This is a genomic window from Bifidobacterium miconisargentati, assembly GCF_019331675.1.
Classification (GTDB): domain Bacteria; phylum Actinomycetota; class Actinomycetes; order Actinomycetales; family Bifidobacteriaceae; genus Bifidobacterium; species Bifidobacterium miconisargentati.
Genome location: NZ_JAHBBJ010000003.1, coordinates 59,661 through 71,258, shown reverse-complemented (window position 1 = coordinate 71,258; position 11,598 = coordinate 59,661). Strand labels below are relative to the sequence as shown.

Sequence of the window (11,598 nt, the reverse complement as noted above, 5' to 3'; positions counted from 1 at the left end):
ATCATGGTCTGACAGGACTGACGGGTCGAACCCAAAAACACGGACATAACATGTACGACAAAGGACAGGACGCAACACGATGAACATCACGCATCTGACTCCGGACGCCCAGGGCGAAGTCGAATGGCCCTCGTTTGATAACGACAAGAAAGCCGTGGTGACCCTTGGTGCCTTCGACGGCATGCACTTGGGCCATCAGGCCGTGATCAGGCGCGTGGTCGAGCTCGCCCACCAGCACGATTCCTTCTCCGTGGTGATCCTGTTCGACCCGCGCCCCGCCTTCGTGCATGGCTGGGCCGCCAAGCATGACGGTCAGGAACCCGGCGAGGAGAACATCGACGCCGAAGCACTGACCAGCGTGCATGAACGGCTGCGCCGCATCGAGGCGCTGGGCGTGGATCATGTGCTTGTGGTGCACTACACGCTGGCCTTCGCCGCCAAGTCGTACATCTTTTTCCTTGGACGCCTCACCGGCAAGCTCGGCATGCGCACGCTGGTGCTTGGCCAGGACGCCGCCTTCGGCAAGGGCCGTGAAGGCGACGTGCCGCATATCGCCAACCTGGCCGCCGCCACCGGCGTCTTCGAACTGGACGTGGTGGACGACCGCGGTCCCGGCGAGGTGCGCATCCCGCGCGACTTCAAGCCGGAGATGCCCACCGAATGGGGCGAGCCCGCCGACCCGCTGGCGAACGCCACCAAGGCCGAACGCCGCGCCTGGAGCAAGAAGCACCAGGCCAAGGCCATGCGCGCCTGGAGCTCCACCAATGTGCGCTATCTGCTGGCCCACGGCCGCATCCAGGACGCCAACGCGATCTTGGGCGAACCGCACGCCATCGAAGGCGAAGTGGTGCACGGCGAGGAGCGTGGCCGCACCATCGGTTTCCCCACCGCCAATCTGGGCGGCGACATCGAAGGCTACATCCCCGTGGACGGCGTCTACGCCGGCTGGCTTGTGGATCTGGGCACCGACAAGGACGGGGCCGTCCCCGCCGGAGCGGAAGCCCGCCGTTGGCCCGCCGCCATCTCCATCGGCACCAAGCCCACCTTCAGCGAGAAGACCGGTCTCCATGAGCGCGTGGTGGAGTCCTATTGCATCACCGACGATTGGATCGACCTCTACGGCCACAAGGTCCGCGTGGAGTTCGCCGGCTTCCTGCGACCACAGGTCAAGTTCGATGGCCCCGACCAGCTTGTGGACGAGCTCAGGCGCAACGTCGAGGAAACCAAGCGCGTCACCGAGCCCGGCAAGTGAAAATAATGGCCCTGATGAGGAATACGGGATTTCCTTGTCAGGGCCATTACGATTGAGTTTATCGAACCAATCGGTGGCGTTAGTGGCGGAAGTGCGCGAAGAACTCGCGCGTCTGCGGATCGTTCGACTCGTCCATCACCTCACGCGGCGTGCCGTTCTCGGCGATGATGCCGTTGCGCATCAGCACCACGCGGTCGGCCGCATCATGCGCGAAACTCATCTCGTGCGTCGCCATGAGGATCGTGGTGCCCTGCGACTTGAGCTCGGCCACCATGTTCAGCACCTCGCCCACGAGCATCGGATCAAGCGCCGACGTGATCTCGTCGAGCAGCAGCAGCTCGGGGTCGGTCATCAGCGCACGGGCGATGGCCACGCGCTGCTGCTGGCCACCGGAGAGCTGATCGGGATAGGCCTTGGCCTTGGCCCGCATGCCGATACGATCCAGTAATTCCAAAGCGCGCGCCTCGGCACGGTCCTTCGACCAATGATGCACCTTGATGGCGGCCAGCGTCACGTTCTTCAGCACCGACATGTGCGGGAACAGGTTGAACTGCTGGAACACCACGCCGATGCGCGCGCGGATGCGATCCTGGTTGGCACGCGGGTCGGTGATGTCCGTGGAACCGAGCCAGATCTGGCCGTCGTCGACCTGTTCGAGCAGGTTGACGCACTTCATCAGCGTGGACTTGCCGGAACCGGACGGGCCGAGCAACGCCACCACCTCATGCTGCTTGACATCGAACGAGATGCCTCGCAGCACCTGCGTGGAACCGAAGGACTTGCGAACGTTATCCAGCCGCAGCACCGGCTGAGCGGTGTTCTCCTGAATGGCTGCCGGGGTCTGTGCGAGCGTGTCCCGCCGCATGTTCTGATCCGTGCTCATACCGTGCCTCCACTCAGTTCGCGCTTGCGCAGTCGCGCCGTATACCAGTCGTTCAGCAGAATGAACGGCACGCTCATCAGGATGAACAGCAGGCTCGCCACCACATACGGCGTGAAGTTGTACGAGCTGGCGACCTCGATCTGGGCCGCGCGCACCGCATCCACCGCGCCCAGCACGGAGATGAGGCCGACGTCCTTCTGCATCGAGATGAAATCGTTCATCAGCGCCGGCGCCACCTTGCGCAGGGCCTGCGGAATGACGATCATGCGTGTCGTCTGGCCGGCGGTCAGACCCAGCGAGCGTGCCGAGGCGCGCTGCGAGGGGTGCACGTCGTTGAAGCCGGCGCGCAGCACCTCGGCCACATAGGCGCTGTAGCCCATGATGACGGCGATCGTGCCGAGGATGGCCGGGTTGATGCGGCCGAACAGGCCCAGTCCCGGAATGCCGAAGCCGATGAGGTACAGCACGACGATCATCGGGATGCCGCGCATCACCGTGGTGTACAGGGCGGCCAGCACGCGCAGCGGGAACATCACCGGGTTCTTGCTCGTACGCACCAGGGCGATGAGCGTGGCGAAGATGGCGACGCCGATCACGGCCACGACCAGCACCTGGAGGTTGAGCCAGAGGCCGTCGATGGTTTTGGGCAGGGACTTGACGAAGTATTCGGGGGAGAAGAAGGTCTGCTTGACGCGCGGCCAGCCGGGGGACATCTTCAATCCCGTGACGACGATGATGGCCAGCACGATGGTGCTGACCAGGCTGGTGACCACCGACTTGAGCTGCTGCTTGCGCCGATAGTCACGGCGGGAGAGTTCGATTTCGCTCACCGGCGGCATGGATGATGCTCCGGCGGCGGAATCATGCGTGGATTGAGAATCGACCATATGTGGATTGTATTGCAGTGTCCGAACGGGTTTGAGATTGGTGTCGCGCAATGTGGAACGCGAGACGACGAACCCGCCGGTCGAGATGATCTCTCCTCCGACGGGTTCGAATCGGTGCGGACGAACCGTCATGCATGCGGTCGTGCGGCACCTGGTTGGGCTGGACTTGCTTGCCGACCTTACTTGAGCTCGGCCAGGTCGGTGGTGTACTCGGCCAGCCACTTGTCCTGCAGCTGCTTGAGCGTGCCGTCGGCGTTCAGGTCGTCCACGGCCTTGGTGACGGCCGAGGTGAGCTTGGAGTCCTTCGGCAGCACGATGCCCAGGCCGTCCTTGTCCTCGGAGCCGACGATGCGGCCGAGCACCTCGGCGTCTTTGACCTGCTCGGACTGGACCATGTACACGCTTTCGACCGTGTTGGTCACCAGCGCGTCGATCTGGCCGGCGTCGAGCGCCTGGGCGAGCGAGGCGTCGTCATTGAAGGTCTGGATGTCGTCCTTGATCTTGCTCTGGACGATCGTGTAGGCCTGCGTGCCGACCATCACGCCGATCACCGCGTCCTTGAGGTCGGACAGCGACTTGGCGGAAGCGAACTTGCCGTCCTTCTTGACGACCACGGACTGCGTGTCCTTGTAGTAGCCGGAGGAGAAGTCGACGGCCTGCTTGCGCTCGTCGGTGATGCCGAACTGCTGGATGTTGAGATCCCAATCCTTGGCGCCGGGGGCGATGGCGGAGTCGAACGTGGTGCGGATCCACTTCACGTTGTCCTTCTTGAAGCCGAGCTTGTCGGCCACGGCGTAGGCCAGCGCGGCCTCGAAACCCTCGCCGGACTCCGGCTTGTCGTTCATGACCCACGGCTCGTAGGCCGGGTCGCCGGTGGCGATGGTGAGCGTGCCGGGGGTGACGGTCTGCTGCGTGATGTCGGAGCTGTCGCTGCCTCCGGCGTTGGCGTCGGAGGAGGTGTTGGACGAACCGCAGGCGGCGGTGAACATGAGCGTCGCGGCGGTGATGCCGGCGGCGAACACGCGGACGGCGGACTTGAATGACATGGGGTGTTCTCCTTCTTTTCTTGCTTCCTGTCCTAGTACAAGATAGTTATTCGGTGCATGCGACATGTTGCCGGTGCTATCGGTTCCCGCGATGACGGGTTATCGGAGGATCATGCGATGCACATGCGACCGGTAGGAACCGGTGGGCGACGTTGGATCCTATTGCAGCGTGAATCCCTCGAAGGTGAAGCCGGGGGAGACCACGCAGGAGACCAATGCATCGCCGTGTCCGGGAACCGTGCGCTGCCATACGCCGGCGGGAACGATCGCATGCCCGACGGGAGCGCCGTCCTGTGATTGGCCGTGCTCCTCGGCCTGGGATTCCGGTGCGATGCCGTTGCCGAGCACGATGGCCCGCCGCTCGCTCGGATCGTCGGCCGGCTGCTCGCCGTCGCCGCCAAGCTCCAGAGTGACGGTGGCGGGGCCATGCCACAGCCAGATCTCATCGGCGTCCACCTTATGCCAGGCGCTGGCGTCGCCCTCCGGCAGCAGGAAGTAGATCAGCGAGGCGAGCGGACGCCCGCTGTCCGGCTCCGGCAGCGGCGACTGCCAGTCGCGCGTATACCAGCCGCCTTCGGGATGGGCCTCAAGCCCGAGACGCTGCACCACGGAACGCGCGTACGGGCTCATCTCCTCCAATGGAACGCTCATGCGTTGCTCCTTTCGTTCACCATGCGCCGTTGTTGTAGACCACACGGCCTGAAATCACCGTTGCCCGGTTCGTGCCGGCACCGTTGCGAACCAGCTCCTCCAGCGTGTCCTCGATGCCGCGTGGGGTGGCCACGTACACGGGCACGTCGAAGAAGGCGAGATCGGCCATCGCGCCGGCGTTGATCTGTCCGATACGGCCCGCACCCACATGCATGCCGAGTTCCTGGGCGCCGCCCAACGTCATCATGCGGATCAGGCGGTGCGTCAGATCGTCCTTCATATACCCCTGTTCGCGAGCCAGGTCATACAGCATCGCCACATCGTCGAGCACATCCAGACTGGGCGAGCTCGACAGCGAATCGGTGCCGACGGCCAGCAGGTTGCCTTCCTCGAGATATTCCCTGATCGGGGCGTCCCGGCCGGTCACCGTGATGCGGTTCGACCGGGGGCACAGGGCGACGCCGACCCCTCGCTGACGGAGGATACGTCGGTCCTCCGTATCCGCCCAGACGCCGTGCGCGATATGCACATCGGGGCCGAGCGAACCGAGCTGGTCGAGGAACTGGATGGCGGATGCGCCCTGGCCGGCTTCCCTGAGTTGCTGGTAGCTGGTCCAATCCTGGTCACGCCAGGAAGCCGCCGAATACGTGGACAGGGTGGTTTCGCGGTCGCCGGCCTCCATCGGCGTCTCCGCCAGATGGATGTGCAGACGCATGTCGAGCTGACGGGCGATATCCGGCAGATCCACGAACGGCGCGGTCTCCAACGTGTAGGGCGCGTGCGGGCTGATGCCGATGCTGGGCAGGTCCTCCTGCCGCATGCGGCCAAGATGCCGGACGAGTTCGCGCACCCCCACCTTGCGCCAGTCGTCGTTATGCCAGTCCATCACCTCCCAGTAGGCCACGCCGTGCATGCCCTGGGAGGCAAGCGCTCCGGCGGCCTCGGGGTCGGTGACGATATCGGCGGCCGCCGTGACGCCCGCCTCGACCATCATCCGGGCGCCCTGTTCCGCGGACTGCTTCCAGTCGCCTTCCTGGCACAGGTGCTCGTACACCGGATTGAACCCGAGCTCCCAGTCGCGGAAGCTCGAATAGGAACCTTGGCCCACTTCGGCCATATTCGTGTACTGCAGGTGCGTATGCGCGTTGATGAGGCCCGGGGTGATCACGCCATGCCAATGATGCTCCTCGATGCGCCCCTGCGGGGCCATATCCTGCTTGAGCGTATCAAGCACCCAACGCCGCGTGCCCACATGCACCACGCGGCTGCCGGCCACCGCGATGGCGCCGTCCATGATCACCGGTCCGGTGACGGGAATGATGAGCGGTGCGCTGTACAACGTCACCGAGTCGAGCGGAGTCGGGTGCGCGGCCGCATACAACGGGTCGAACGAATCATCGGTCATGGTCATCCCTCCTTTATACCGGCTTCGCGGCACTCATTTCATCGCGATGGGGCGTGGGCATGTCGTGTGACATGCCGTGGCGATTTCGTAGAAGCACTCAGGCCATATCGTCGAACCGGGTGAGGTTCCAGGCGTACCCGTTGTCGGCCACGGCATGGCTGGCCGATTGCCCCCGCGTACGCAGCGCGACGGCGGCGATGCGGCGGTCGGCCTCGGCCCCGAGACGGTGCACGCCGGCGCTGAGCCGATGACCGTCACGGTGATGGGCGAGCAGGTGACAGACCGCGCTCGCCTGGACGGCGAAGCTCAGATCCATGATCTCGATGGGATTGCCGCCGCCGGCCGTGTAGTTGACGCCGTCACCCTGTGCGAGCAGGGTGAGCGCGGGGCCGTCCGGCACGTCGATGGTGCTGAGGGATTGCGTATTGTCATGCCGGAAACCGGGAATGTCGTCAAGCGCGATTTCGTTGGCGATGCCGCCGATCACTGAAAGCACCGCGCCTGCGCGCATGAGTCGCATATGCTCCACTGCGATGGTGTGCCGCACACCAGTTGCGGAGACGACGATGTCCGCCTCGGCCACGGCATCATCGATGTCGCAGGCGGCAAAACCATCGAACACGGCCTTCAGCGCCGCGACGGGATCCGTGTCGCAGACCAGCACCTGCGCGCCCAAGGCACGGACCCGTAGCGCAAATCCCTTGCCAACCGGCCCGTATCCGATCACCGCCACGGTCCTATCCCGGAAACAGTGCGCTCCAAGCAGTTCCTGCATGGTGGTCACGCAGGTCTCGCCCGTTCCATGCATGTTGTCGAACCCGGTCTTGAGCACGCTGTCATTGACCGCGACCACGGGGAACGACAGCGCTCCCGCCTCCTGCATGGCCTGGAAGGCGCGTACGCCGCTGGTCGTCTCCTCGGCCACGCCGATGAGCCCGTCCAGCAGCTCCGGGCGTTGGGCCGCCGCGAGCCTGGCGAAACTCGCGCCGTCATCGATGATGATCTGCGGGCGGATCTCGTCCAGCAAGCGCAGTGCTCCCTCCTGTGTCTGCCGCGGGGACCATCCCGCGTCGGCCTCGACGACGATGCCCTCGTGGCGAAGCTGCTCCGCCACCCGTTGATCCGTCTCCGAAGGGTCGGCGAATACGCCGACCACGGCACCGGCCGCCTTGAGCTGACGCAGCAATACCGCCGTTTTCGGCTCCAGCACCAGACATACGGCGATGCGCACGTCCGTGAAATCCGTGTCCTGCCGTAATTCGTCCATCAACGTGCGCAGCACCGTCATATGCCGTTCGGCGTAATCGATGGCGTCCCTGCCGTCCAGTTTGCGCACATCCTGCAACGTCAAGACGGAATCCGGCTCTTCGACGGTCTCGGACAGATCCGCGGTGACGTCCGCATCGGCCATCATGACCGCCCCACTTGCGGGGATGACCCTACTTGCCGAACCGTCTCCACTTGCCGGACCGTCTACGCGCGCCGAATCACCGTTGTCTGGCTCCATGCCTGCCGGACCGCTTGCCGGCACATCGTTCCGTTCCGTTCGCCGGACGGCCACGCCCCACTGGCCTGCCGCCTCGGCGAACGCGGCCGCATCCTCCGTTCGCGGCACCGTCATGCGGGAGCCGGCCACAGACCGATTCGTCCGCTGTGAATAGGTCATCGCCCAAGTGGCAAAATCCATTCCAGTCATATCATCACCGTTCCCGTTGTCCGATGGTTTCGATGTTGGCTATCCTACATTCCCTGCGCCTGCCGTTTCGGCGTCTTGGCACCGGAAGTCAGCCCCAATGCAGCCAAGGCGTCCTGCAATGTACCGGCCTCCACCAGCCGCAGCCCATCGATGTGCAACGGTTTGCGCAACGGCGCGATGATGGCCGTGGTGAACCCGAGGCGCGCGGCTTCGCGCAGACGGTATTCCATGCGGGGCGCCGGACGTATCTGCCCGGTCAGGGAGATCTCGCCGATGGCGCATGTGGTACGTGCTATGGGTCTGGACGTGGCCGCGCTCGCCAACGCGCTCGCGATCGCCAGGTCCGAGGCGGGCTCCTTGGCCTGGCCCCCGGCGATGGTGGAAACGTACAGGTCGTTCGCCAGCAGATTCAGCTTGCTATGGCGGTACAGCACCGCCGTCAGCATGGCGATGCGGCTCGGATCCACGCCATTGACCGCACGCCGTGGAGTGGGCAGCACCGATGTGGTGACCAGCGCCTGCACCTCGATGGGCAGACTGCGATGCCCATCCAGCGTGAACGTGACGCATGTGCCCTCGATCGGCGCGTTATCGGCCGCATTCGGCCCCGAACCGGACAGGAACAGGCCGGCCGGATCGGTGACCTCCTCGATGCCCTCGCCGCTCATATCGAAGCAACCCACCTCATCCGTGGGACCGAAACGGTTCTTCACCGCACGCAGCATACGCAATGCCGTCTCGCTGTCTCCCTCGAACTGGCAGACCACGTCCACCAGATGCTCCAATGTACGCGGGCCGGCTATCGAGCCGTCCTTGGTCACATGACCCACCAGAAACACCGGAATGTCGAGCGATTTGGCGGTGTCGATCAGGGCGCTCGCCACCTCACGCACCTGCGTGGAACCGCCCGAGATGCCATCGACCTCCTGCGAGATGATGGTCTGCGCGGAATCCACGATCGCCAACGCCGGCTTGTGCTGCTCGATGAGCCCCAACACCGTGGACAGATCGGTGGTGGAGGCCAGCAGCAGATTCGGCTCCACCGCATCGATGCGCGAGGCCCGCAATCGCACCTGAGCCTGCGATTCCTCGCCGGAAATGTACAGCACGGTATCCGAGCCGGTGGTACGCCCTGGACGCCGCGTACCGCCGGTTCCGCGTACGGCCCGCGCGATATTGCCCGCCGTCTGCAACAGCAGCGTCGACTTGCCGATACCCGGCTCGCCGGCGATCAGCGTGACCGAACCAGGCACCACACCGCCGCCCAGCACGCGATCGAACTCCGAGAACCCGGTCTCCAGCCGTTCCACGGTTTCCGTGCCGATCTCGGTGATGGGGCGAGCCGCGGCACGGGCATCCGACGGCACCGCGGCCGACTGCGTGCGCGACGTGCGCCCCGGAGCCGCCGTGCGCGAACCCGCGACGGGACGGGACTCATGGAACTCCTCCACGGTGCCCCATTGTCCGCACTCGGGGCACCGGCCATACCATTTCGTCCCGTTCCAGCCGCATTCGGAACACACATATTGCACAGTCGTTTTCGCCATGACTCCACCCTAACCCGGGTTTTGCAGGACGGTAAAATTTTACCGAACCCGACGGAATCAAGCCGAAAACCATCGATTCACCATACATTCACCTGCGGCACGGAAACCCGCGATCACACGGCCGGCCAGCGTCACGCCGCTGTGAGAGAATCAGGGGCATGACTAACACCGAGAACTCTTCGACCACGCAGTCCCATGGCAAGCTCATCGCAGTGGTGATCGCCGCTGCCGTCGTCATCATTCTGGCAGTGCTGTCGGCCTTCGTCTGGCCGGGCTGGGCCATCAAGAAGGACGCCGGTGCCACCGCCCAGGGCGGAAGCAGCAGCCAGCAGCAGTCCGCGGAAGCCGAGCCGACCACGCCGACCATCGAGGCGACGGCCCTTCCGGACGACGCCACCGAGCTGCTCAAGGCCATGCCGGACAGCGTGCTCAACTACGCGCGCACCAAGGCCGACGCTTCCACCACATGGAGCGCCGCCTCGCCGCTCGAAGAGTACACGCTGACCTACTCCACCGGCGAGAAGGCCAAGGACGTCACGCTGATCGCCGCCCAGTGGTCCACGTCGGACAGCGCCAAGACGCAGTATGACGCGCTGGTCGCCGCCCAGACCGGCGATGAACAGGCCTCCGGCAATGTGAAGGTCTCCGGCAACGTGACCGGAGCCTACGTGGTCAAGGCGGACGCTTCGGACGCGAAGAAGTCCGTGGCCATCTGGCAGAACGACACGGTCGTCTTCCAGGCGACCGGCACCAAGGAGGCCGTCGAGCGCTTCTATCAGAAGTTCCCGATGTGATTCCCGCGCAACCGCATCCTTGCGTCCAGGCGACTCGCAACCCGTCAGACGGAATTCACCGGATGTGCCGGGACTGTCAAAACTGTTGATTTCGTAGGGTTTTGACGGCCTTGCCGAGGCGCGTGCGGCGACACAGCCAACATGCGATTGTCCGCTGTCTGGCTGGATGTGTAGTATTGTGCGAGTTGCAACTTTTACGATTAATCGAAATGGAGGCTTCAGATGGGTTCTGTCATCAAGAAGCGCCGCAAGCGGATGAGCAAGAAGAAGCACCGCAAACTGCTGCGTAAGACCCGCCACCAGCGTAAGTAGTCTTACCTGCAATCAAGGCATTGAAAACCCCGTGAGCCGTTCGGCCGCGGGGTTTCTTTTTGCCTCTGTTAAACCAAGATTGAATGGCCTCCATTCTTTCGGCTTCCCTTGTCAGGGGAGCTGTCGGCGGAGCCGACTGAGGGGTAGTCCAATGAAATTCATGTCAATCTTGGTTCAACAGAGTTTTCTTCTTGTCGTCACCCGAAAAAACGGAAGCCGCCTTCCGCGCGACGAATCACGCGAAGGCGGCTTCCGTTTCGTCAGGCCGAATCAGACCGGATTAGAGCTGATTCGGCGACCGACTCACTTGTTGGAGTTGGTCATCACGCGCGGGCCGTTCGGATCGCCCACGATGACCTTGTCCACCATGTTGAGGAACAGGCCGTGCTCCACCACGCCGACCGTGTTGATAAGATCCTCGGCCAGCTCCTGCGGGTGGTCGATGCGGCCCAGATGCAGGTCCACCACGAAGTTGTTCTCGTCGGTGCGCACCTCCTTGCCCTCGGCGTCCAGACGAAGCACCGGCTTGTAGCCCTTGGCCTCGAACTCCTTGACCACGTGGCCGGCGCCGAACGGAATCACCTCGACCGGCAGCGGGAACTTGCCGATGGTGTCCACGACCTTGGACTCGTCCACGATCCACACGATCTTGTCGGAGTTGGTGGCCACGATCTTCTCCCACAGCAGGGCGGCACCGCCGCCCTTGATGCCGTTGAAGTTCTTGTCCACCTCGTCGGCGCCGTCGATGGTCACGTCGATGTGATCCACGTCGTCGATGTCCACGATCTTGATGCCGTAGCTCTCGGCCTGCTCCTGCGTACGACGGGAGGTGGTCACGCCCGTGAACTCAAGACCCTCCTCCTGCACGCGGCGGCCCAGCTCGTCCACCAGGAACTTGACGGTGGAACCGGTGCCGAGGCCGGCGATCATGCCGTTCTCGATGAGCTTGGCGGCTTCGATGCCGGCCGCCTTCTTGAGGGCATCCTGCTGTGCCTTATCCATTGCGTTTTTCTCCTTTGCCTTCAGCGCTTCACGGATGTATTAACGGAGTGAAGTCCGATTCCTATCCTAACGCGCGTGAACGAAGTTGTGCCGTCGTGTCCGCTTTTGGTCGGCGTTTGTGAT

At 64.0% G+C, this 11,598-nt stretch carries 11 protein-coding genes; 3 read left to right on the top strand and 8 right to left on the bottom strand.

Going from position 1 to position 11,598, the window contains the following annotated elements:
* The first annotated feature begins 79 nt into the window (after positions 1-79).
* Complete coding sequence (ribF, locus tag KIH81_RS02690) at positions 80-1,252, top strand: bifunctional riboflavin kinase/FMN adenylyltransferase (protein WP_214303961.1); 1,173 nt, start codon at positions 80-82, stop codon at positions 1,250-1,252.
* 79 nt (positions 1,253-1,331) lie between these two features.
* Here the strand turns inward: ribF and KIH81_RS02685 are convergent, their stop codons facing one another.
* The 7 genes from KIH81_RS02685 to radA form a co-directional block, all read right to left on the bottom strand.
* Positions 1,332-2,117, bottom strand: a complete 786-nt coding sequence (locus KIH81_RS02685) for an amino acid ABC transporter ATP-binding protein (protein WP_214304064.1) — start codon at positions 2,115-2,117, stop codon at positions 1,332-1,334.
* A gap of 14 nt (positions 2,118-2,131) precedes the next feature.
* Entirely contained in the window at positions 2,132-2,974 is an 843-nt protein-coding gene (locus KIH81_RS02680; protein ID WP_420829120.1) for an amino acid ABC transporter permease, read from the bottom strand.
* 227 nt (positions 2,975-3,201) lie between these two features.
* Entirely contained in the window at positions 3,202-4,068 is an 867-nt protein-coding gene (locus KIH81_RS02675; RefSeq protein WP_214303959.1) for an ABC transporter substrate-binding protein, read from the bottom strand.
* Positions 4,069-4,227: 159 nt separating this feature from the next.
* Positions 4,228-4,719, bottom strand: coding sequence for a cupin domain-containing protein (locus tag KIH81_RS02670; RefSeq protein WP_214303958.1), 492 nt, complete (start codon positions 4,717-4,719; stop codon positions 4,228-4,230).
* Between the two features lie 16 nt (positions 4,720-4,735).
* Positions 4,736-6,124, bottom strand: coding sequence for an amidohydrolase family protein (locus tag KIH81_RS02665; RefSeq protein ID WP_214303957.1), 1,389 nt, complete (start codon positions 6,122-6,124; stop codon positions 4,736-4,738).
* 97 nt (positions 6,125-6,221) lie between these two features.
* A complete protein-coding gene (locus KIH81_RS02660; protein WP_236029195.1) occupies positions 6,222-7,820 on the bottom strand; it encodes an adenosylhomocysteinase in 1,599 nt (532 codons plus the stop codon).
* Positions 7,821-7,864: 44 nt separating this feature from the next.
* The gene (gene radA / locus KIH81_RS02655) at positions 7,865-9,367 is read right to left on the bottom strand and encodes a DNA repair protein RadA (RefSeq protein ID WP_214303956.1); all 1,503 of its coding nucleotides are present in this window, start codon (positions 9,365-9,367) and stop codon (positions 7,865-7,867) included.
* Between the two features lie 158 nt (positions 9,368-9,525).
* Here radA and KIH81_RS02650 point away from each other — a divergent pair, with 158 nt between their 5' ends.
* On the top strand, positions 9,526-10,161 hold the full coding sequence (locus KIH81_RS02650; RefSeq protein ID WP_214303955.1) for a hypothetical protein: 636 nt from the start codon (positions 9,526-9,528) through the stop codon (positions 10,159-10,161).
* 222 nt (positions 10,162-10,383) lie between these two features.
* On the top strand, positions 10,384-10,473 hold the full coding sequence (locus KIH81_RS02645; RefSeq protein ID WP_004268639.1) for a 30S ribosomal protein bS22: 90 nt from the start codon (positions 10,384-10,386) through the stop codon (positions 10,471-10,473).
* A gap of 303 nt (positions 10,474-10,776) precedes the next feature.
* Here KIH81_RS02645 and rpiA read toward each other — a convergent pair whose 3' ends face one another.
* Entirely contained in the window at positions 10,777-11,475 is a 699-nt protein-coding gene (rpiA, locus tag KIH81_RS02640; protein ID WP_214303954.1) for a ribose-5-phosphate isomerase RpiA, read from the bottom strand.
* Between the last annotated feature and the right edge of the window lie 123 nt (positions 11,476-11,598).